We start from the raw sequence: 23709 nt of genomic DNA on the forward strand, positions 1-23709 counted from the left end.
CCTTACCACTTGGCTATAACCCAATCTTCAAACCTTTTACTTGATTGGTTCTATTTGAACGATCTCTCAACCGCTCAACAGTTAATAGTATAGGTGAATCAAAAATAAAATGCAAGGGAAAATTTTACTTTTTCTTGAATTATTTAAAGAAGCTAGAGTACTCAATTACTTTTATTCCTCGTTTTGATGCCGCATTAAGGAAATCAGCATCAGCTTCCTTAACAAAAAAGTATAATCCAACTACATTAACCTTAACATCTTGCGCTACTAAATCAGCACGACGCTGCAATGTTGTCAACATTTCGGAAGTTAGTTTTTTGGCACTCTTCCACTTACACTCACCTATCATTGCTTTAGAATTATCAAAATTTACAGCTACTAAATCTACTTCTTCCTGACGCTTCAACAAAGGATTATAGCCCCACCAATTCTTGATCTCACGTGGATCAAAAACTAAATTTTCTTCTTTCCACATCCATTCAATACTTGCCTGTTCAAAAACTGGCCCCAAAAAGCGTGGTAATTCATGCATAATTGCTTCAAGCACCGCTTTAGTACGTCCCAAAGCAATTTGATCTTGTTCACCTGAGATAAACTTAAACCAGAATTTAAACATTTCATCTTTAATCACATAAATAGACTTTTTCTTATTCTTCTCTAAAATAGGTGCTTTGCGTTCAATAATTTCTAGTTCCATTAATTTACCCAAATAAGGACTCAATTGTGAACTACTCTTTAAGCCAATCGCTTGATAAATCTTATTAGCTTTAGAATCACCATTAGCAATCGCCACCAAAATAGAATAATAAGTAGCAGGTTTGCGCAATTCCTCTTGTAGCAAAATATTGGTTTCATTTTGTAGTGGAGCATTTTGTTTCAGGAAAAGCTTTTGGATATTTTCGGCTACACTCAGTTTTTGATCAATAAATGACAAATATTGAGGAACTCCACCAGTAATACCATAGTATGCCAGTAGATCTTCATCATTAACCTGGGGTAGCATCTTTTTGGTATCAAAAAGATTAAACGGACGTATTTTAAATTGTCCTGTTCTACGGCCATACAATGGGCTTTTATATCCTAAAACTTGATGTTCCATAAAAGACATAGAAGACCCACAAAGAATCAGCATAATATTATTGTATTCTTTATAAATATGATCAATAGCATATTGCAAAAGTGAACTAATTTCTGGAGCCGATTCTGCAAAATATGGAAATTCATCCATTACAAAAATTATCTTTTTATTTTGCTGATTAGCGATATTTTCCACTGCAGCAAATGCATCTTTGAAATCCCTAAAAGAGAAACTAGTTGGTATCTGAATAGGATTGGCAAAATCCATAATTGCATCAGATAAATATTGTAAATTCAGTTCTTTAGTAGCTTCAATTCCTTGAATGTAGATAGCAGGCTTATCTTTAATGAATTCCTTAATTAAAGCAGTCTTTCCTACTCTTCTTCGACCATAAATAACTGCCATCTCAAATTTGGAGCTGTCATACATTTCTTCTAAGTTTTTTAATTCTCGCTCACGAGCAACAAATTTTTCCATCATGTCACCTTATATAATCGTAATTAGTATAATCATAATTAGTATAATCATAATTAGTATAATCGTAATTATATAGATTAGCAAAAAGCAAAATATTATTATAATTAAAAAATGCTAGAACATTTAGCTCTAGCATTTCTTCTATTTTTCTAAATAATTAGAATCAATTAACTTCTGATACCAATAATATGAATCTTTAGGTATTCGTTGATAAGTACCCTGTCCTTTTGCGTCAATATCAACATATACAAAGCCGTAGCGCTTAATAATATTTCCTGTTGACAATGCTACCAGATCTGTAGAACTCCAAGGACAATATCCTATTAAATCAACACCATCTAAAATAGCTTCTTTCATCTCTTTTACATGCGCTTTCAGATAGTCTATTCTATATTGATCGTGAACTTTATTATCTTCAACTTTATCCTTGGCTCCTAATCCATTTTCAACTATTAACATAGGAATTTGATAACGATCATAAATATCATTTAAATAAATGCGTAATCCAATAGGATCAATTTGCCAACCCCATTCAGAAGTTTTTAAGAAAGGATTTTTAACTCCATTAACTAAATTAGCATTTACTTTTTTAGCATTTTTATCTGTTGAGGTGCAATTAGTCATGTAATAGCTAAACGAGTAAAAATCAACTGTGCCTTCTTTTAAGATCCTCTTATCACTATCTGAAACATCTAATTTTATATTATGATCTTTAAAATATCTTAACGCATAACCTGGATAATATCCTCTTACTTGAACGTCACTACAAAACATATTTTTCATTTGTAGAGCAAATTGGTTATTTCTAACATTTAACGGATCTGAATTTATTGGGTACGTATACATTGAAGCTATCATACAACCAACTTTATTATTGGGATCAATTTGATGTGCTAATTTAACAGCTTTAGCACTTGCAATAAATTGATGATGTAATGCTTTATACCTTAATTGCTCAGTATTTCTAGTGTCATTAATATCCATTAAAATTCCACCAGCAGTCATAATTCCAAATGGAACTTGTAAAGCATTAATTTCATTAAAGGTAATCCAATATTTTACCTTCCCTTTAAATTCAGTAAGAACCGTTTTCACGAATTTAAGATAATAATCAATCATTTTTTTACTTGCCCAACCATCAATAGTCTTAGCTAGATAATATGGTGGCTCATAATGAGACAAAGTAATTATTGGTTCAATTCCAAACTTTAGTAGTTCATCTATAACTTTATGATAAAATTGAATACCTTTTTTATTTGGTTCATCCTCTATTCCTTTTGGAAAAATACGAGTCCAAGCAATTGACATGCGATACGCGTTAACATGCATACCAGCCAACAATTTAATATCTTTTTCGTAACGGTGATAAAAATCAACTGCTTGATGAGAACCATAATATTTTTTAGGATCAATTCTAGATGTTAAATATCGCATTCCATTTGGCTGGGTACTAGAAGCTAAATAATCAACAACACTTGTACCCTTTCCGTCTGCATCCCATGCACCTTCAATTTGATTTGCCGCGGAACTACAACCCCATAGGAATTTTTTCTGATTAGACTTCAACATTAAATGCTACCTCTTTCTTATCATTAGAAGGGGTTACTGTCACATTTGCAAAGTTAGCAGTATTAGTTACCACTACAATTACATCCGTGTTGTAGCCTGCATCTTTAATGCGTTTCAAATCCATTTGAGCTACTAAATCGCCTTTTTTAATTCGAGATCCTTTTTTAACAAAGTCTTCGAAATATTTTCCTTTAAGATTTACGGTATCTATTCCCATATGAATCATTACTTCCAGACCATCATCTGTCTTTAAGCCAACTGCATGCTTTGTAGGAAATATAGTTTCAACAGTTGCATCTACAGGAGAATATACTTTTCCATCACCTTTAGGTTCAATTGCAAAACCTTTTCCTAAAACTCCATTTGCAAAAGTCTTATCTGGGACTTCTTTAAGTGAAATCAATTTACCTTCAGTTGGAACCTTCATAGGGACATAAATTTCTTTTTCATTAATTTTAGCAATAGTATTTTTATCAGTTTTAATACTCTTTTCTTCTTGGTTTTCTTTAAAACCTAACAACCAAGTAATAATAAATGTAGCAGCGAAAGTTACCAAAACAGTTAAAATAGCAATTAAAATGTTACAGTTCTTACCAATAAAGATTGGCAGCGAAAGAATACTTGGTGAAACAAAACTATAGGCAGTTAAGTGGAGTAATCCACCAAAGCAACCACCAATTAATGAACCTAAAAGCATACCAATAAATGGTCTTTTTAGTTTTAAGTTAACACCATATAAAGCTGGTTCAGTAATACCAAATAAGGCAGAAATTGTTGCACCCATTGCGGTACTCTTCATCTTTTTATCTTTTGTTTTAACCCCAACGGCAGCAGCTGCCCCGGATTCAGCAACATTTGCAGCTAAACCTGATGGGACTAAAACTGCATCGAATCCCTGAGTAGCAAACATTTGAACCATTAGAGGTAACAAAGCATTGTGAGTACCTGTTAGGACTAAGAATGGGAATAAAGCAGCATTTAAGCCAACGGCAATCCAACCCCATTTGTTCATTAAAGCAGTGAATTGAGTAAAGAGGCCTCCAAGCCAAGCAGCTGCGGGGCCAAATACCCATAACACAATAGGAATACTAATTAATAAAGTAATCATTGGCTTCAAAAAAGTTTTAACCAGATTAGGAGTAATTTTATCTGAGAATTTATCAACATATTTAACAACTAACACAGCTAGAATTACTGGCAAAGCTTGTGAACTGTAATCAACAATTTGCATTGGGATATTTAAGAAAGAAATTACCTTAGGTCCCTTAGCAGCAAGTTGTGCTAATTGTGGATACATAATAGTAGATGTCACTGCTAAAGATATGAAAGTATCAGCTTTTAAAACCCTTGAAGTAGTAACAGCTACTAAAAATGGCAAGAAGTAATAAACACCATTACCTATTGCATTCAATACTAAGAAAGTTGAAGAATGCGTACTTAACAAATTCATACTTTGTAATATTGCAACCAACACCTTAACCATACCAGCACCAGCAATTACTGGAATAATTGGTGTAAAGCAACTTACGAATATATCTAAGCCTCTTCCAGCATAATATTTAAAATTCTTTTTTTCATTAACTTTATTAGTATTTAAACTTTCTGAAGATGATCCTCCATTTAATTTCTCTTCAGATAACATGTGATTATCTTGAATCGCTTTAAATACGCCGTTCACTTCTGGACCGATAACTACTTGATATTCACCACCGGATTTGACTACAGACAACACTCCATCTAGATTTTCGATATCCTTTGTTTGTGCTTTAGCTTCATCATTTAGACTAAAACGCAATCTAGTATAACAATGATTCAAAGATCTAATATTTTCTTTCCCACCAACATCATAAATGATGTTTTGAGCTATTTCTTTGTACTTCATAATAATTGTTCCTTTCTCTTTACAATTATTATGATAGATAAAGTTATCACAATTATCTAAGCGCTTTCAAAATAAAAACATCTCATTTTTAATGGTTAATAACAAAGTAATATTAATTTTTGTAACTTTATATTAATTATTAATGCTCAATATTTAATATAAGTATATTAGATGGGCAAAAATAATATCATCCTGTTTTAAATCAAAAAATAAATCCAAACCTTTATCGACAAGATATTTTTTTATCATCATCTCTGGTTGAACCCGATTTTTTAAATACATAAATTCATCGAGACTTAAATTCTCAGAATAATCTAAATCCTTATAGCCTTCGATTATATTTCCAACGGTTGAATTAATCTTTCTTATCTTTAATTTATATTTTCCTGACTTCAAAGCTCCAAACTGTAAGTCAAACTTATGTTGTTCTTGTTTAATTAGCTGCAGATAATTATCATATGTCAATTTAAATTCATGTCTTGTAAAAGTAGACGGACATAACATAAGAACACTATAATCATTCTCCCCATTCCAAGAAATAATATAATTGTCTTTTATGCTTAAAATATATTTTCCCTGAATATTAAGAAAACATAATGCATGATATATTGGCTTAGGCAACCATTCCTTGGTCTCAATTCCATTATCTCCACTCAGAACTTCGTTCATATGATTACCTATATCAATTAAATTATTGATCACTACGCCATCGATTTCATCATAATTTCTAAGCATAAGTTCTAAGAAAGACTTAGCCCTTATTTCAGTATCATTTAATAATTTATAATTAGCTCTAAAAAATGTTAGATTCTCTAAGAAAATAGGGCCATCAAATTTATTACGTAACTTTTTCAAATAATATGAAAAAGTATCTATATTCATCTTCTTTACAAATACATCTAGTAGTAGGATTTTATTCTTGGTTAATGGGAGATCTATTATTTTTTCTAAATCTTGATAATTTCCCCTATAAAAAATTGGACCATGTATCTTTAATCGGTTAAGTATTTTATTCTCTATTCTTTGACAGAGTGTATTAATTTGAGTAAGACTGAAATTACTTAATCCCGAAAAACATATTCCCCATTTTCTAACTCTATTAATACTAATTAAATTAGCGAAATATTCAAATAAATAGTTAAGATTTTTAGTTATACCCTCAATTGAAGAAGAAGCATTAAGGTTCAATTGAACAACAATATCAATATCTTCTTTTATGAACTTTCCAATTTTATTTTCAATTTGACGAATATAATTCTGAATATCTCCTTTTTCATAATCAAAATCAAACATCAATGTATTTACTTTAAGAGATTCAAAGCTTCTTAACGCATTATCATTATCCAAAGCATCTAAGCCAACATGAATTATTTTTATTTTCTTTTCAGATATTTTATTATAGTTTGGACTAATTTGGATCTCTTCTCGTTTATTTTCTTCATTGGCACGCTTAATAATCTCTTGATTTATATCTTTTAATTCATCTTTATTAATATTATTTTTCTTCCTCCATACTAATGGACTTATACCATATCTATTTTTAAATAATCTATTGAAGGTAGAAACGCTATTAAAACCTGAATCAAAAGCAACGTTGACAATTTTATAGTTAGAATCATTTAAGAGCTGAATGCTTTTATCTAATCTAAGTTCATTTAAATAGTGTATATAAGTAGTTCTAAAATGGTCCTTAAAATAATTAGACAAATACTGAGGTGTAATATTTAATTCTTGAGCAGTTTTTTCAAGTGTAATATTTTCTGTAAAATTTTGTTGTACAAAATTCTTTATTTTGATTTTTAAAGGACTTTCTAAGCTACTAAGGTCACTTACAAAACCGGTTTTAATAGTTATTACTATCTCAAATAAAATTCGCTCAAGTTCAATCTGATTTTGTCCAATAAAAGAGCTGCATAACTTATTTAAAAGAAAAACTAATTCTTTATATGACTTTTGGCCAATTGATTTTGGAGTACAAGAAATGATCTGACCTTTTCTTACGAAGTTCTCTAAGAAATTTTTGTTTAAATTAACATCTAAATATATACTCTGTGGAGATGAACAAAAAATATTAGCATTACCATTTACTGGTATCATTATTAAATCAGTTTTTTCAAGCTCAAAATCAGAGGTGCTAAATTTAATTCGGATTGGATCATTTAAATTATAAATAATATGCAGATTTTCTGATAAAACATAGTTTTGACCTCTATTATAGAAATTTATTTCCCCAATTTTTCCATTTTCAATTAACATTTAACATTTCCTCACAATTTATTCTTCCATCTTTTTAGCCAAAATAAAGCACATCACAGTCGCTACCACACAGTAAGCAAATGAATTCCAATTTAAATTTGTAAGACTGCTATACTTTAGCACCTGCCCTGCCGTCATCGATGATAATGCAATCCCTACATTATAGAAAATTGCATTTAGCGTTGAAGCTAAGTTAATTGCGGCTGGATATTTTTTCGTTGCTTCATTTAAAAAGAAAACTTGTGCAGTTGAACCAAAAATCGCTACAGTAAAACCCAGGATAAAGATCCAGGCAATCCCTGTCACCTGATTTTGCAACATAATACCAAAAACAGCTAGTAATAATAGATTCAGTACATAAACAAAGCGCAGTTTCTTAAAACCATTTCCAGCTGCTATCCTGCCTGCCACTTGATTAGCAAAAATATCGACTACGCCAAGCAAAAGCAAGATCAAACTCAAAGTACTTAAATCAAACTTCAATTGTTGATGAACCAGTGGACGAATATAAGTATAGTAGCCATAAAGAGTTGCCGCTCCACAGATAACGAAAACAATGCCATACCAAATCGTTTTATCTTTGAAGATTTGAATCTGATCTCGATAATTGCCTTCACCAGCCTGTAGATTTTTAGGCAAAATTGTAAAAGCAACGATTGTTGCAATGGCAGTAATTACAGCACACATAATAAAGGCATCTTGCCAGCGCCAGTGATCCGCAATCACCGTACCGAGCGGCACTCCAACTACGGAAGCAATGCTAAAGCCTGTATAAATCCACGCAATCGTCATCGACCGCTGCTTTTGATTATGCGACAATTGGTAAACAATTACGGAGAGCAGCGATTCAATCATCCCTGCTACTGAAGCAGTAATTACTCTAGATAATAGCAACCAGCCAATATTGGGTGCGCATGAGCTCAAGATTGTCCCTATTAAAAAGATCAACAAAAGAGCTATCAGTAAATAATACTTATGAATTTTATTTGTAAACAACGCTAATAGTGGCGTCACAATAGCATAAGTCCAAGCAAAAGTTGAAACTAACCATGATATTTGACTAAGAGATTCATGATAAGATTTGGCAATCAAAGATAAGTTGCCCACTACCATAAATTCGTTGCATCCCAACATGAAAGCAATTAGCACGAACATTGCTGTTAGAATATGCAATCGGTGTACACTAATTTTTTCAGCCATATTTTTCTCCTTCAACACAATGATAATGATTATTTTAGCAGAGAAATAGTTTTATTTTGGCTTTCATGCTATAATGACGAGGAATAAAAAAGACGTGTTGCTGGAACAACACGTCGGGGTATACCGACCGTGATTAAAGCGGAGACCCTAAATTATATAATTACAGTTTAAAGCTCGCTATTTAACTTTTGGATGAATTAATAGCGGGCTTTTATGTTACTTCAGAGTCTTTTCTAGTCAGCTAGGAAAGACTTTTTTATTTCATTCATCAATTCAAAATTATTAGTAAAAATCCCAGCTACTCCTAACTTAAAATATCTTTTAGCCAGTCGTGGATTGTCAATCGTCCAAATTCGCTGAGTTACTTTACTAGGCTCATACCAATGTGGATGAATCGCCGCAAAATGATTTTTCTTAACAAAACGTTCAGGCCATAAAATAGGCTTTTTAGTTAAGAAGCAATACTGCTGATGTGGATCGATACGCTGGCAGTTTTTCAACGTTTGATAGTTAAAGGAAGAAAAGATAATGGGATGCACAAAATGATATTCCTTGGCTAGAGCCAAAACAATTGCTTCAATCCCTTCATCGCGAATTTTATTGGTCTTGAATTCTAGATTGATATATAAATCTTTACCTTGTAAAACTTCAAATAATTCACGCAGCATCGGCACTGGCTCACCATTTTTCAAATGGAATTTTCTAATCTCGCCTAACGTGTAGTCTTTGATATAGCCAGTTCCGTTAGTAGTCCTATCCAACGTTTCATCATGCATGACTACTGGCACCTTGTCTTTAGTTAAGTGCACGTCAAATTCTACGCCTTCAGCGCCATGAGTTGATGCGTAGCGAAAGCCTTCCAACGAATTTTCTGCAAATTTTACCGGCAAGCCGCGGTGGGCAAAAATAATTGTTTGATTCATTTTTTCTCCTAATAGTTTTACTTATGAAATAAATTTTAGGTAAAAATGTCAATTATTTAATTCACAAGATAAATTATATTCAGAATCAATAAAATTTATCTTATGAATGAAATTTTGCTAAAATATAAGTGAAATTTATTTTATAAAGGAAATTATTATGCAACCAGATTTAATTAAACGTCCAGACTATTTATCTAAGTTAATCAGTTTCAAAGATACTGAATTTATTAAGGTATTAACAGGGGTGCGTCGTTCAGGCAAATCGTACATCTTAATGCTTTATCGCCAATATCTTCTTAATAATCAGATAGACCAAAAACAAATTATTTATCTATCATTCGAAGATTTTGACAATATTGAACTTTATGACCCGAAAAAACTTTACACATATTTAAAAGAACATCTAATTCCTAATCAAAAGATGTATGTTTTACTTGATGAAATTCAGTATGTAACGGATTGGCAAAAAGTAGTCAATAGCCTACGCCTAAATCCACTTTTAGATATTACTATTACTGGCAGTAATTCCAAGATACTCAGTGGTGAATTAGCTACTTTGCTTTCGGGAAGATATGTAGAAATTCCAGTTTATCCACTTTCATTTAAAGAAATGCTCAATTTTAAGCATAAATCTTTACCATCCGAACGTGAAATTGATCAGCTTTATCAAGAATACGTTAAGTATGGTGGCTTCCCTGCAGTAGTTTTAGCCAAAAAAGAACTCAAACAAACCATCCTGTCAGGTATTTATAATACTGTTATCGTCAATGATATCGGTTATAAGAATGGCTTACGAGAACCCGAACTAGTCACTTTAGTTGCAAAATATTTGGCCGATACCGTGGGACAATTAATCAACCCTAATAAGATTGTCAATACATTAAAGTCAGCTCAATATTCTGTATCTTATACCGCTGTTCAAAGGTATTTGACCTACTTCACCGAAGCATTTCTCTTTTATAAATCAAATCGGTATGACATCAGTGGTCGTAAGCTTTTGACAACTCAAGGGAAATACTACATTGTTGATACAGGCTTAAGAACACAAGCTCTTGGTGAACGCAACAATGATCGTGGAAGTATCTTAGAAAATATAGTTTATATTGAATTATTGCGCAGAGGGTACCAAGTTCAAATTGGAAAGCTAAAAAATAAAGAGATTGACTTCATCGCTACTAAACTTGACGACAAAAAGTACATTCAAGTCACTTATCAACTGCCTGAAAATTCTACCCGTGAAACCGATAATTTATTAGAAATCCCCAATAATTATCAAAAACTAGTGATTACAGGTCGCTATGAAGATCAACAAGTAATTGATGGTATCCCTATTATCAATATTAAAGACTGGTTGCTTCAATAAAAAATACCGCCTCACGGCGGCATTTTTTATTTACAATTAATCTAAAACAATAGCACCTTGAGTTGCCAAAGTATCTCTTACAAGATCCTTAACATCTCTTCTTTCAACGATGCTATCAGTTTCTTCAATATATTCCTTGTAATGTGGAGTTTGTACATGGTAATCATATGCTTTGTCGTTTGCATAAACTTCAACAAAGTACCATTCGTTAGGATTATCCTTGTTAGTACCAGACATCATGATTTCCATACCTGGTTCAGAAGCAATACTGGTAGTCATTTCTTTCTTAACTGAATGAGCGTATTCTTCTTCCTTGCCGGTCTTAACTTCAACTTTAACTAAACGCATAACGAAGTTGTCAGCATAGCTGTTTAAAGCCTTTTGAGCATGGGTAGTAATAACTTCTGGCTTCAAGTTGATTACTTTCTTGTCGCTAGAAATATTATCAACGATTTCTGCAAAGTCATCAGCATGTGAAGCTGCAATGTGCAAATCTTCAGCACCCTTATTACGGAATAATTCAATTTCGTAATTGTCTTCGCCTTTAGCATCATCGTGACCGCTACCGATTAATAATGTACCTTCTTCAGCTGGAATTGATGCATGCATATTGTTTTCAGCTTGACGAATGTATTCATCACGATCATCTTTTGCAATAGTTAACTTAGTAATTTTAAAAATTGGTGTTTCATCCATTTTACTTGCCTCGTATCTTAATTTTTACACACCTATTATTATAAGCTAATGTACTAAAATAGAACGATTATTTACCAGTTAATTCATCAATACGAACATTTCGTGCTGGCCATTCGCTTTTGACATATTCCACTTCATGACCATTGCTTTCTAATAAAGCAAATTCCGCATTGTGAAAACCGCGAAACTTCCGTCCATTAGCCTTTTCACGAATATATTGACTCATGCTATCGCCGTGACCAACGACCAAAATATTTTCGCCATCTTGAGCATCCCGCAGAATCAAATTAATTCCACGCTCCATTCGCTCAACAACTTCTCGATTATCCTCAACAGAATTCTTAAAAATACGACTAAACGGCCACCAAATAGTCTTGCGACCTTCATATGCACCGTAATTCTTTTCTTTAAGTTCTCTAAGACGTTCATATTCCATCTCAGGGCCAACGATAATCTCTAAAGTATCGCTTGCCCTCTCTTGAGTCGAGCAATAAGCCTTATCAAACACAATGCCATTTTGGGCAAAATAATCGCGAACAGCTTCAGCTTGCTTAACTCCTAATTTAGTTAGAGCAGAATCACTGCTACCTTGCATTCGATGTTGTTCGTTGAATAAAGTCTGTCCATGCCGAACCAAATACAAATTTATTGCCATTTAAAGTTATCCCAATCCCTCTGCGGGCCATACATAACCATCATAATGAACTTGATTGCCATCAACCGTTAACTTAACAATTGAAGCATTATCAAAGCCAGGAAAATTAGGGCTCTTAGTTACGTCCCTAACATACTTAGATAAAATATCACCATGGCCAACAACCAGTGCAGTTTCACCATCATTTACGCCTTTTAAAATCTGCACAATAGCACGACGCATTCTGCCAACAACTTCCTCATCTTTTTCCATCGTTGGATCAATATTCTTATTGTTGTAGTTCCAAGGTAATAAAAATTCATCGCGTCCTTCAAAAATGCCATAGCACTTCTCTCGTAAATCCTTTAAGCGCTTGTATGGCATCTTATGATCCGTAATGATCTCCAAAGTATCACATGCTCTTTCTTGTGTTGATGAAAAAGCCTTATCAAAATGAATATGATGCTTTTGAAAATAATCACGTGCCATAGCCACTTGACGAATTCCCTTTTCGTTCAATGGTGAATCGCATCTTCCTTGCACCTTATGATAATAATTAAAATAAGTTTGTCCATGTCGGACAAGATATAAAGTCTTTGTCACAAAAAATTCCCCCCATATTTTTGCATTTTCTCTATCTTATCAAAAAAGCACGCATTATGCGTGCTCAATATCTTTTTAAGGTCTAAAACCTGTATTGTATTCTTCGCTCTCAACCACAAAACTAGGAACACTGATGTAATGCATTGAATAAACATTACCCGTCTTAGAAAGACTAAAGCCATAATAATTATAATCACCATCATGACGTGACCCCTGGGTGTTAAACAAGTCACCAGCGTGTTCCCATTCACGGTAAAGACTCTTGTTATTCCGCTGCGTTTCATTAGCTCCAGCAAAACCAAAAATCATTTGTTTTAAGCCAAAATATACGTCTCGTTTCATCTCACCCATTGGCATAGTTTTCTTATTAATAGAAAAACCTGCCATATCTTCAACGTAATTATCATCCAAGTTTAAGCCATGCTTTTGGCAAACTCTAACAATACCAGCTACATAGTGACCATTATCTTTAATACTACGACCATTGTCCTGATATTCTTTAGCAATATCATCAGCCAGTCTTTGCGTACCAGTACTGTAAACCCATGGTCTTAAGCCTAATTGTTCCCGGGCATTATTGATTACACGCAAGGAAAATTCTGCTAATTCTTTTTGCTCACTAGCAGTTAAACGATCTGGATTGATTATCTTCTCATCAGCTTTAGTTTCTCCGCTAATTACACGAGAGAAATCGTTGATTTCCATTCCTTCCATACAAGCTTTAATAAAATTGGCACTTGGTTTACCTTTATATGCTTCCAGGAGAGCTTCACGAGTATAACCTTGTGGCATTTTAATATTTGCCTGAGCATAAGTTGAAGAAGAAGTGCTTGTTTTCTTGACCAACTTGGCATCTTTAGCCAATAACCAGTATGAATTAGCACTTAATTTATAAGCTAAATATTTCTTTTTACCAATTTTAATCCGCTTTTTGGTAGAATAAGCATATTTTTTACCCACGTAAGCATAGTATTTTGTCTTCTTGCCTTTGGCAGTGTACAAGCGGATCTTCTTCTTCCCCTTAACTTGTACTCTCCCTTTGGTAGCTGCTTGAACGGTTTGCGGCATCGTTTGCATAATTGTACCTGCTGGACCTAGCAAGCACACACTGGCGAGCAGTGTCGTAATCATTTTTTTATTCATAACTATACTTCTTTCTGATATCATTTTCTGAAACTTTTTGGATATATCTTTATTATACCGTATTGCTGGAGATAACAGAAAAGGCACCCCATCAAACTGTGACAGAGTACCCTTTTTTGATTTAATTCTTAGCTAATTTTCTTTCTAAAGCTTCTTTTAGAGTTTCAGAGAAATTGATTCCAGCCGCTTCTGCTCGCTGGGCTAATTTTCCTGGAATTCTTGTATTCTTCTTAACCATAACCGGCTTTACTTCTTTTGCTGCTGCATCTAAATCAGTAGCAACAGGATAAACATGAGCATTAGGATAATTCTTCTTACAAAATTCACGTACTTCATCTAGTGATGTTGGAGTAGGCAAATCTTTCTCTGGAACATCATATAAAGCTAACCCTAAAGTTTGTTCAGCATTATATAAAGCTTCAGCTAACCCATGTCCTTCACTGAAAGCACCTGGAACATCAGGAAATTCTACCGTAAAATAATTTTTTTCTCCATTTTCGGAATCATCTAAAACTGCAGGATATACTACGGTTCTCATCGTTATCACCTCTTATATCTCAGATTATACGCATATGTACGTATAAATACAATATAAATGAAAAAGAAGCATTAATGCTTCTTATGCATAAGTTGCCATTTACTTTGTCCATGAATCGCTTTTTTAATGTCATCAAAGACTCCTTTAGAAATAGTATCTTTCAAACGACTATACCTCAAATTAGCAATTAGTCCTTGAGAGTTTCTAAATTTATGATGATCTCCCCTAACACTTATTTCACGAAAATCATTTTCTTTAAGTAATTTTATGGCTTCCTTGGCCGTATGCTTAACCATAAAATATCACTCCAAAATTTGAATAATTAAAATTATATCTAAATTCTAAAGAAGTATCAAACATATTTTCGAGCAAAAAAGGCACCCCATCAAACTGTGACAGAGTACCCTTCTTTGATTATTAAGTTGTTATTCAGTTTTGAAAATTGAGGTTGCTTATTAGTACCAGCCGTTTGCTTGCCAGAATGCCTTAGCAGCTGACCATGAACCGTAACGACCCTTTACGTAGTTATCAGCAACTCTTTCTTGGTTGGCAGCTGAGTAGTCACCGTCCAAATATGAAGCTGAAAGTTGGTATTTACCTACGTATTGACCATTTGAAGCACTGTATGAGCCACCTGATTCTTGGCTAGCAATCCAAGCTTTAGCGCTAGCTTCTGAACCAGTTGCGTTTGAAGTGTATGACTTAGCACTAGTTGAAGCTGCAGCAGTTTGAGTATGTTGAGTTTGAGCTGGAGCTTGAGTTGCAGCAGTGTTAGTTGTTTGTGTTTGTGTTTGAGTATTTGCAGTTGTAGTAGTTGCAGTCTTTTGTGCAGTTGAAGCTGCGTGGTAGCCAGCAGTTACGTACTTAGCACGAACCCATTGGTTCTTACCTAAGTCGTACCACTTGTGACCCTTTGAATCGTAAGCAGTCTTGATAACCTTCCATGAAGTATTGCCGGCTAAAGTTTGACCAGTTGCTACTGGATTTTCGTAATTGTTGTATACATTGATTGAGTTGTGGTTTACAGTTACCACGCTTGCGTCGTTTTGAACTGTAGCAGCTTGAGCAGTGTTTGAAGTTGTGTTGTTAACTGCTACTAAACCTGTAACTGACAAAGCAGCTACTGCAATTGATTTAACTAAGATAGATTTGATTTTCAAAGAAATTCTCTCCTTAAAGTTTAAAAATTTGTTTTACTAACGAATTTTCACTTATTCATCTGTCTTTATTTCAATTGACAGCTTATATACTACAGGCCTTTCGTTTCAGAACCATAACAGGAATATCACTCACTCGTTAAGAAAGTATTACTGAATGTGTCATCTTTGTAACATTTGTAACATTTATGTAAATTAAGTTAATCACTCCAAAATACTGATATATCAACATTTATCGGCCTTTTAACTTTTTGTTTGCTATGTGCAAAAGGATGTTCGCTCTTAACAGACTGAAACAGTTTTGCAAAACAAAAAGAGAAAGGCACTTGCCTTTCTCCTAAAAAATATCTTCTATTATCTACCTATTAATAGAACGAGCCATTCTAGCGATCGTATGATTTAAGCCACGAATTGTCTTACTCAGCTCAAAAATAGTTTCTGTTGGCGGAAGAACACCCCATGCAGCATCCCCAATATGTTGGATATCAACACCACAGGTCTTATTCTTCAACGCAATCTCACGAATAACATCTTTACCTGAACTCTCCTGACTCGTACCAATCGTACTCATCACCAAGCCATTATGCTGGTGAACTATCTTTACGATCTTAATCAGTTCATCGCTGGTAAATCCTGGTACAGTCCCTACAGCTGGAACTAAAATCACATCAGCACCAGCATCAATCATTGCCTTCACTGATTCCTCATCAGCTACTGGCTCGTCTACGCCTGCACCATGCATTTTTCCTGCAATAATCATGCCAGAGAAGTTTTCTTTAGCTGTCTTTACAGCTTCAACGATCATCTTGTTAGTAACACCGCTGCCAGGATTACCTGTAAAGCAAACAAAGTTAAAGCCTAACTCTTCTGCTCGTCTCATTGATTCGGCAGAAGCAATTCTACCTTTCGGTAAAGTAAATTTAGTTGATTCCATTTTGGCATCTGGATCAACGGGTTCCAAGTTTACACCGATTGGACGGCCTGTTAATTCCTTTAATTTTTTGACAGTCATTTTTTGATCTTTAACATCCAAGCCACTAACTTGAGGTTCAAATACGTCAAATAAATTAAGCAAAATCAAGTCTGCACCAAATGCGGCTGCGATCTCAGACATCGTCAACCCATCAATTGCCGGTTGAATCACGACATTTTCACTTAAAACGGTCCGACCTTCACTAGCTTTAATACTTTGCTTTAGTTGGTCGCCGTTCATTTTTAACAATTCACTAGAATTAGCACTAATTAATCTAGTTACCATTATTTAGCCTTTTCTTCTTCAACTAATTGGCGCTTGTTCAATGCCGCCATAAATGGCAGATAGATCAAGACGTCTAAAATAATATTAATTACTTGTAAAATTGACCCAGCAATACTACCTGTAGCAAGGAAGCCTGAGATAACTGGTGGCATTGTCCAAGCAATAACAGTACCGTTACATAATGGTACTAAGCCTGTACTCATTGCAATATAGGTAGTAATTGCATTAACCATTGGAGCAATAATAAATGGAATAATCAACATTAAATTCATCACAACTGGCAAACCAAACATAGTTGGTTCATTAATGTTGAACATACCTGGCACAATAGTTAATGGGGCCAAAACTTCATTTTGTTTGCTTGAACGCTTACGCCATACCAAGTAACCGATACAAAGGACCAAACCAATGGTGGCACCGCCACCACCCATGTAAACGAAGTTATCAATGAATGGTCGAGTAATAATGTGACCACCATGAGCTAAATCCAAGTGACCTGCTTGGTTTAAAACACGGTTAGCGTCCGTTTGCATTAACCAAATTGGTGACATCGCAGTGTTAACGACGTTACCACCGTGGATACCTACGAACCAGAATAAACTTACTAATAAGATAGAAACCAAAGTACCAGCTAAAGTATTGCCTAAAGCACTCAATGGTTTAGCAAGGATATTCATGATTACGTCGTGAATATTGCCCCAGCCAGTCCATGAGAATAACCAGTAAACACAACCAGCAATGGCAATAATCACAGCACCTGGAATTAAAGCAGAGAAACTCTTAGAAACGGCAGGTGGAACCGTTGCTGGCATCTTAATTTGAATATTATGGTTAATAAACCATTGGAAGATCCATGCAGATAAAAGTCCAAAGATAATTGCTACAAACAAACCTCTACTACCCAAGTAAGTGTATGGGAAGCCTTCTGCAGGAACCTTGTCACCACTCATAATGCTTGGCGTCAAAATAAAGAAAACTGATGCGGAAAGGATCCCGGCTGAAACACCATCAGTTTTATATTGATTTGCGTAGCTCCATGCAATACCATCACGAACAGCAATTAACGGTTTAAAACTACCTATCTTGGCAGCTACAGGCATAATGTGTTTGTTGACAAACGCATTTAAGCCTCCACTTTCTTTCTTAGCCATAGTAATTTCCCTCTTCAATCTAATAAAAATGAGCTCACATTTTTGGTATATACCTCTATGACGCTATAATACTATGAAAGCGATTTATTTACCAGTATTTTGAGAAGAAATTTTTAGAATTATTTTAATCTTTGCAGTAGGAAAGTTAAGTGCTATAGTAAAGCTGTATTTTTAAATAAAAGCGAGGAAGATAAACTATGAGTAAATACGTTGTTAAATTAAGTGAAGAAGATTTACAAATGATCAAAGATTGTCACTCAAAGAATCCTTCAATCATGAAGGCTATGAATGAAGCTAAGAAAGTCGAAGACTAATATTATTTTTTTGATCTCTAAATCTAATAAAGGCATCCATTTGGATGCCTTTTTGCTTACCCTTTTGAAAAATTACAATATTGTAATTTTGAAATCAAAAAAATAGTTCTCTTCTCGAGAACTTTTCTAATTATTCATTTATAAACTCTGTACCATTAGGATTATCCCAATTATAAACTCGGATAATTTTTCCTACATTATTTAAAACCACCACATTACCATCATTATGTGGGTAAATCATTGGATCCGAATGCGATCCACCATCCGTAAATATTCTGGCTGACTCACCTGGATACTGCATCATACGTACAACACAATGATCCCATGATAGATGACCTAGCTTTCGCCCATCATCAAATTTTCCTTCCAAACCTGCAGTAGGCGTATGGCCTGTTACGATTGTTTTTCCAGTTTGATTATGAGCAAAAATCTCGTCTTCCATGTTGGAATACCAATAACGGTCCCGTGCCCACACCCGAAAGAAATCATAATCAAACTTCAATCCATAGCTAACTTCATTATAAGTTGCCGGATCATTATATTCTTTATCAGGACGAACTCCTGCGTGGACAAAAATTAAATGTGGCGTTTCATACATTATGGGACAACTTTTCAAAAAACGATAATATCTGCTATCCCGCAACTCTCCTCGCGAAACAATCCGATCAAATAAATTTAACAAGGTCTTGTTACCGCCGTTGTAGAACCAAATACCATCTTGATGTTCACAATTATCCGCAAAGTTAAGCATCATTTGTTCATGATTACCTAATAAGACGATTGCACCCTGGCTTTTTTGCTCAATCAAATAATCGAGTACTTCTTTAACATTTTTACGACCATCAATATAGTCGCCACCAGTCACCAATTGAGCAGCTGGAAAATCCTTTTTTGCTTGTTCAATCAGCCCTAAAGTCTCAAGGTTGCCATGAATATCAGAAATAAAGATGTAATTCTCTCGCGTTCGATCGCTCAATAGCGTTCTGTTAATAATGTTTTGGGTCATTTTAGGCCTCTATTTCTTTTCCTTAATAATATAAATTGGTCGATCCTTGACCTGCAAATAAATGCGACCTACATAGCGACCGACTAATCCAATACAAAGCAGTTGTAATCCGCCAATTAATAAAATAATGCAGACAAGTGACGACCAGCCTTGAACTGAATACTGTGGGAAAATCCAATGTCGCACAATGATAAAAATGATTCCAATAAACGACAAAACAGAAGATGTTAGTCCCAACCATAAAGTAAAATTCAATGGAGCTTGAGAGAAATCAAAAATACCATCCATTGCATATTTGAACAATTGCCAAACAGTCCAGGTACTCTTACCAGCTACCCGTTTTACATTATGATAATTCAAGTATTTGGTATTGAAGCCAACCCAGCTGAATATTCCCTTTGAAAAACGATTATATTCCGAAACAGATAAAACTGCATTGACTACTTGTCGGGTCATCATCCGATAATCACGCACGCCTGGTACCAATTTTGTTTTAGAAATCTTATTAAGCACTTTGTAAAACATATTACTTAAAAATGATCTCAATTTAGATTCGCCAGCTCGATTGATCCGTCGACAGCCAACAACATCCCAGTCATCATTTTCAATTAAGTCATACATCTTAAGCATCATTTCGGGTGGATCCTGTAAATCCACATCCATGACAACAACTAAATCGCCTTTAGTTGCTTTCAATCCTGCATACAGTGCGGCCTCTTTACCAAAGTTGCGAGAAAAAGAAATGTAATGCACATGCTCAGGATCTTGTTTTTGTAATTTGCGTAACTCATTCAACGTGTTATCGCTGGAACCATCATTGACAAAAATATATTCCACTTTAACTGGCATTTTATGCACAACTTTTTCCACTGCAGGATAATATAGCGGAATTGATTCTTGCTCATTATAGCAAGGAACGACTATTGATAGTTTCTTCATATATTAATATTTCACTACATCCCATCTTTATTCCAGGCTCCCTGCAAAATTGGGGTGAATTTTTCTAATTCATTTTCATCAAAAACAATTAACAAACCATTTCTGATTATATCTAATTTTTCTTCCCCATTATGGCTAATTTCTAAACTAGAAACAAATAGCTCCTTTTCATCAGGTGCCTTCATTAAGACATATTTAGCCTGATATGGATCATCCGTCTGACTATCATCAACATAACTCAAAGCAATCCGATCAAGTAGTTGTTGAGAAAATTCAAAAGCTTGAATATCTTTTTCTTGTTCTTTATCAACAATCCAGCTTTGATAATTATCAGGACTAACATCCTTAGGCATTTTCATTAACATAAATTGTTGTTGGTCTTTATTGATAAATAATTGACAAAGTGGCATCTTAACCCTCTCATTTCTATATCTATTTCTCACTTACTTCCATTATAAGCGTGATTCCAACCAAGAACGAGAGAAACTACTACAATAATAAGTGAAAAGAAGGGATTATGATGTTTAACAAAGAAAATGCAATCGATGCAAAGCACTTGCACGTTGATTCTTTTAAATATCAATCAACTGAAGATATGCCTAACGAGGTTTACGAATCATGGCAACATGAACATTTAAACGCTAAAGTTTTTAGTTTGGAATTTCGTAATATTGGTGAAAGTGGCGAATGGCAAGAAATGATCGTCATTTGGGCTGACAAATTATGAAATTACTCTTTCTTGATCTAAATCAATTTTAAAAAGGGATATTTTCGCTATAATCTAATTAACAAGTGAAAAAGATTTAGACAAGAAAGAAGTTGAGCTTATGCTTAAAATTACATTTACTGATAAAGCACTCGATTACTTAAAAAGAAGAGAAATTGCAGACAAAACTTTGATTTTGATCACCGATGATGGTGGTGGTAAATATTCAATCAAAGGCGGCGGCTGCAGTATTGGCTCCCACTTTTCAATCATCTGGGTCGATCAAGTTGATCCAGACTATCCAGTTCAATTAGATAATGATCAAGGTCTGAAGATTTATACTTCTAAGTATGATATGACTCTCATGGGACCAAACATGGTGATGGATTACGACGCTGGTAGCTTGAATTTGCGCTCTGATGAAGGCATCCTTGACGGTGGCGTAGACATCGGCAACGGTGCTGCTTTAATTAAGGCTAATAAGAATGTAAAAATGGGTGCCGTTGAATGGCGTTGCTAAAAATTGATAAAGATGGTCGCTTTAAAGCGGCTATTTTTTTAGCCAATCAATAATATTAATAATTGGTATTCCAGCAATATTGTTATATTCCTCTACACTACCTGAAATAACCAGCTTGTCATAATTATCAGGAACGGCAAGTAAATTATCAGTTTCACGAGTTGAATTTTCAGGTATTTTAAGCGTTACTTGAACATATTTAAGCTCTTTGTTTTTGGAAACAACAAAATTAATTTCTTTATTATCTAGTTTTCCAACTTCAACATGATAGCCTCTTCTAATTAGTTCCATATAAACTACGTTTTCCAACTCACTACCACGATTATTTTGTTCTGATCCCAAAACAAAATTACGTAGTCCTTGGTCGACCATGTAATATTTTCCTTGAGAAAGTAATAACTTTCTCCCACGAATATCATAGCGATCGGAACGGTAAAATAAATAAGCATCTTCAAAACTTTTCAAGATTTTAGAAACAAATTGATAGGATATTGTGCGGTTCTTAGGATCATTGGATTTTAATGTAGTGACAATCTTATTGGGATTAATCAATTGACCTACAGTATCAGCAAGATACGTAGAAATAATATTTACCATACCTGAATCTCTGATGTTATTTCTAAGATTAATATCCTTTAAGAGGATTGTATTATATATTCCCGATAAAATAGTATCTCTCAGTTCCTTTTGTGCTAACACTACAGCTGGGAAACCACCAATTCTTAAATATTCTTTGTAAGCTTCAGGAAGTTGCCGTTCATCGTATTGACTACCTAAAGTCCAATCTACGTATTCTTTAAATGAAAGTGGATACACCTTCACTTCAATAAAGCGGCCTGCAATTCTGGTAGATAAGTCTCCGCTAAGTATTTGAGCATTACTACCAGTGATTGTAATATCATTTAATTCTCTTAATCTTAAACTATTTACTACTTCCTGCCAGTTTTCTACTAATTGAATTTCATCTAATAAGAAATACATTCTTTTTTTTGGAATAATTTTAGATTCTAAATATTTATATAACGCTTGCATTTCACGCAATTTATAATAACATAAGTCTTCAAATGAGATATAGATTATCTGATCATTATCCACGCCGTGTTCTTTTAAATATTGCTTATATAAGAGCATCAGATAAGATTTTCCTGATCTTCTTACCCCGGTAATTACTTTAATAAATTGACTATCTTTGAAATTCAATAATTCTTTTAGATAAGTTGGCCGAGATTTTAATTCCATTGTTTTGTCCTCCGAGATTTTAATTACAGTTAAAATTATAGTCTAATTTAGGTATAATTTTAACTATAGTACAAATTTAGGACAATTTCGGCTTAAATTTTACTTATAGTTAAAATTCATAATTTTCGATTTTTTACTATAATATTAATCAGACTACAGAAAGTTAGAAAATCACATGAAGAACTTTAACAAATTTGTCTCAAAATTCGCACAATTTTTACAAAAACTATTAGTAATTGCCATCGGACTACTAGGGATCGTACTGATTATTCTGCTCTTCCGTGAATTAATTCCATTATTCAAATTGCTATTTTCATCTTCAATTAAAGAAAGCGATTCCACCATTTTAGATGAAATTATTGTTTTCTTCCTATTCTTTGAATTCACTGCAATGATCATTTCAGCTCTGCGACATCATGGCCATACGAGTATCAATTTTCTAATGGGCTTAGGCGTCACAGCGCTAATCCGCGGCTTAATCACAGCTCACGGTAATGTATGGGAAATCGTTGCTACTTCTGTTTCAATTTTGATGTTGATTATCGCAATGGTCATTTTCAATAAACATTTGAAGAACATGTAAAAAAGACGAGTTTAAACTCGTCTTTTCGCTTATTTAGTTATTTTTGTGTGATTTCGGCTAGTCATCTTTTCTTTAATACGATAGATTTTTTGAGCCGATTGATAAACTACGATTGCAATACTTACAGCATATTTAGCGATTTGGATAAATCGTCTGACTTTTCCTCTTTTAATCATCTATACATACCACCTTTATAATCTGAATTATACAAGGGTAATAGCTATTAAGATATTTTGATACCTAGTATCTAGTAATATTAAGGCTTTCTTTAGAAGGTGTTCGCTTATGTCAACTACTTTATTAGTTTTTTCATCCCAAAGAGCAGGAGCAATAATCGTATATTGATGACCATGAAAAATATATGTGTTGGTATAATCTTTGATGTATGTCATGTTTAATTTTTACCTACAAAACTAGTTACATTTAGCTCATTAATAATATTATTTTACACATATGTTTGCTACTGATTAGTAG

The 23709-nt window shown here is 33.9% G+C and carries 24 protein-coding genes; 4 read left to right on the plus strand and 20 right to left on the minus strand.

All coding sequences use genetic code 11. The features are described from left to right. Positions 1–139: 139 nt before the first annotated feature. The 6 genes from FC57_RS06635 to FC57_RS06660 all read right to left on the minus strand — a co-directional run bounded on the left by FC57_RS06635 (position 140) and on the right by FC57_RS06660 (position 9385). The gene (locus tag FC57_RS06635) at positions 140–1558 is read right to left on the minus strand and encodes an ATP-binding protein (RefSeq protein ID WP_236253594.1); all 1419 of its coding nucleotides are present in this window, start codon (positions 1556–1558) and stop codon (positions 140–142) included. 138 nt (positions 1559–1696) lie between these two features. Then, entirely contained in the window at positions 1697–3124 is a 1428-nt protein-coding gene (locus FC57_RS06640; protein ID WP_007125072.1) for a glycoside hydrolase family 1 protein, read from the minus strand. After that, entirely contained in the window at positions 3111–5006 is a 1896-nt protein-coding gene (locus FC57_RS06645; protein WP_007125071.1) for a beta-glucoside-specific PTS transporter subunit IIABC, read from the minus strand. The genes FC57_RS06640 and FC57_RS06645 overlap by 14 nt, the downstream gene beginning before the upstream one ends. A 153-nt stretch (positions 5007–5159) precedes the next feature. Continuing rightward, positions 5160–7262 carry a helix-turn-helix domain-containing protein gene (locus FC57_RS06650; RefSeq protein WP_007125070.1) on the minus strand — a complete coding sequence of 701 codons (2103 nt, stop codon included), beginning with the start codon at positions 7260–7262 and terminating at the stop codon, positions 5160–5162. An 18-nt stretch (positions 7263–7280) separates the two neighbouring features. Beyond that, positions 7281–8462, minus strand: coding sequence for an MFS transporter (locus FC57_RS06655; RefSeq protein WP_236253595.1), 1182 nt, complete (start codon positions 8460–8462; stop codon positions 7281–7283). A 233-nt stretch (positions 8463–8695) separates the two neighbouring features. Continuing rightward, complete coding sequence (locus FC57_RS06660; RefSeq protein WP_007125068.1) at positions 8696–9385, minus strand: glycerophosphodiester phosphodiesterase; 690 nt, start codon at positions 9383–9385, stop codon at positions 8696–8698. 157 nt (positions 9386–9542) lie between these two features. Here FC57_RS06660 and FC57_RS06665 point away from each other — a divergent pair, with 157 nt between their 5' ends. Beyond that, on the plus strand, positions 9543–10748 hold the full coding sequence (locus tag FC57_RS06665; protein WP_007125067.1) for an ATP-binding protein: 1206 nt from the start codon (positions 9543–9545) through the stop codon (positions 10746–10748). 36 nt (positions 10749–10784) lie between these two features. Here the strand turns inward: FC57_RS06665 and FC57_RS06670 are convergent, their stop codons facing one another. The 12 genes from FC57_RS06670 to FC57_RS06725 all read right to left on the minus strand — a co-directional run bounded on the left by FC57_RS06670 (position 10785) and on the right by FC57_RS06725 (position 20597). After that, on the minus strand, positions 10785–11444 hold the full coding sequence (locus FC57_RS06670) for a putative quinol monooxygenase (protein WP_007125066.1): 660 nt from the start codon (positions 11442–11444) through the stop codon (positions 10785–10787). 67 nt (positions 11445–11511) lie between these two features. Then, positions 11512–12099 (minus strand): histidine phosphatase family protein, encoded by a 588-nt coding sequence (locus FC57_RS06675; protein WP_007125065.1) that lies wholly within the window; start codon positions 12097–12099, stop codon positions 11512–11514. 6 nt (positions 12100–12105) lie between these two features. Beyond that, entirely contained in the window at positions 12106–12681 is a 576-nt protein-coding gene (locus FC57_RS06680) for a histidine phosphatase family protein (protein WP_007125064.1), read from the minus strand. A 75-nt stretch (positions 12682–12756) separates the two neighbouring features. Then, positions 12757–13824 carry an SEC10/PgrA surface exclusion domain-containing protein gene (locus FC57_RS06685; RefSeq protein WP_040529294.1) on the minus strand — a complete coding sequence of 356 codons (1068 nt, stop codon included), beginning with the start codon at positions 13822–13824 and terminating at the stop codon, positions 12757–12759. Between the two features lie 121 nt (positions 13825–13945). Further along, positions 13946–14362, minus strand: coding sequence for a type II toxin-antitoxin system HicB family antitoxin (locus FC57_RS06690; RefSeq protein ID WP_007125062.1), 417 nt, complete (start codon positions 14360–14362; stop codon positions 13946–13948). A 71-nt stretch (positions 14363–14433) separates the two neighbouring features. Continuing rightward, a complete protein-coding gene (locus FC57_RS06695) occupies positions 14434–14658 on the minus strand; it encodes a type II toxin-antitoxin system HicA family toxin (protein ID WP_007125061.1) in 225 nt (74 codons plus the stop codon). 159 nt (positions 14659–14817) lie between these two features. Continuing rightward, positions 14818–15522 (minus strand): aggregation-promoting factor, encoded by a 705-nt coding sequence (apf, locus tag FC57_RS06700; RefSeq protein WP_007125060.1) that lies wholly within the window; start codon positions 15520–15522, stop codon positions 14818–14820. 355 nt (positions 15523–15877) lie between these two features. Continuing rightward, positions 15878–16777 carry a DUF7916 family protein gene (locus tag FC57_RS06705; protein WP_007125059.1) on the minus strand — a complete coding sequence of 300 codons (900 nt, stop codon included), beginning with the start codon at positions 16775–16777 and terminating at the stop codon, positions 15878–15880. Further along, positions 16777–17928, minus strand: coding sequence for a PTS sugar transporter subunit IIC (locus FC57_RS06710; protein ID WP_007125058.1), 1152 nt, complete (start codon positions 17926–17928; stop codon positions 16777–16779). The genes FC57_RS06705 and FC57_RS06710 overlap by 1 nt, the downstream gene beginning before the upstream one ends. A gap of 444 nt (positions 17929–18372) precedes the next feature. Next, positions 18373–19248 (minus strand): metallophosphoesterase family protein, encoded by an 876-nt coding sequence (locus tag FC57_RS06715; protein WP_007125056.1) that lies wholly within the window; start codon positions 19246–19248, stop codon positions 18373–18375. A 9-nt stretch (positions 19249–19257) separates the two neighbouring features. Then, positions 19258–20187 carry a glycosyltransferase family 2 protein gene (locus FC57_RS06720; RefSeq protein WP_007125055.1) on the minus strand — a complete coding sequence of 310 codons (930 nt, stop codon included), beginning with the start codon at positions 20185–20187 and terminating at the stop codon, positions 19258–19260. Positions 20188–20201: 14 nt separating this feature from the next. After that, positions 20202–20597: a hypothetical protein gene (locus FC57_RS06725; RefSeq protein WP_007125054.1), complete on the minus strand. Its 396-nt coding sequence runs from the start codon at positions 20595–20597 to the stop codon at positions 20202–20204. A 110-nt stretch (positions 20598–20707) separates the two neighbouring features. Between FC57_RS06725 and FC57_RS06730 the strand changes: the two genes are divergently transcribed. Next, the gene (locus FC57_RS06730) at positions 20708–20914 is read left to right on the plus strand and encodes a hypothetical protein (protein WP_040529292.1); all 207 of its coding nucleotides are present in this window, start codon (positions 20708–20710) and stop codon (positions 20912–20914) included. A gap of 100 nt (positions 20915–21014) precedes the next feature. Continuing rightward, positions 21015–21413, plus strand: a complete 399-nt coding sequence (locus FC57_RS06735) for an iron-sulfur cluster biosynthesis family protein (protein ID WP_007125052.1) — start codon at positions 21015–21017, stop codon at positions 21411–21413. Between the two features lie 30 nt (positions 21414–21443). On the opposite strand, the gene FC57_RS06740 is transcribed toward FC57_RS06735, so the two are convergent. Continuing rightward, entirely contained in the window at positions 21444–22652 is a 1209-nt protein-coding gene (locus FC57_RS06740) for an ATP-binding protein (protein ID WP_007125051.1), read from the minus strand. A gap of 175 nt (positions 22653–22827) precedes the next feature. Here FC57_RS06740 and psiE point away from each other — a divergent pair, with 175 nt between their 5' ends. Next, on the plus strand, positions 22828–23235 hold the full coding sequence (gene psiE / locus FC57_RS06745; protein WP_007125050.1) for a phosphate-starvation-inducible protein PsiE: 408 nt from the start codon (positions 22828–22830) through the stop codon (positions 23233–23235). A 29-nt stretch (positions 23236–23264) separates the two neighbouring features. Here psiE and FC57_RS11120 read toward each other — a convergent pair whose 3' ends face one another. Further along, complete coding sequence (locus FC57_RS11120) at positions 23265–23411, minus strand: hypothetical protein (RefSeq protein WP_007125049.1); 147 nt, start codon at positions 23409–23411, stop codon at positions 23265–23267. Between the last annotated feature and the right edge of the window lie 298 nt (positions 23412–23709).

The organism is Lactobacillus ultunensis DSM 16047 (assembly GCF_001436305.1).
In the GTDB taxonomy this organism is placed as follows: Bacteria; Bacillota; Bacilli; order Lactobacillales; family Lactobacillaceae; genus Lactobacillus; species Lactobacillus ultunensis.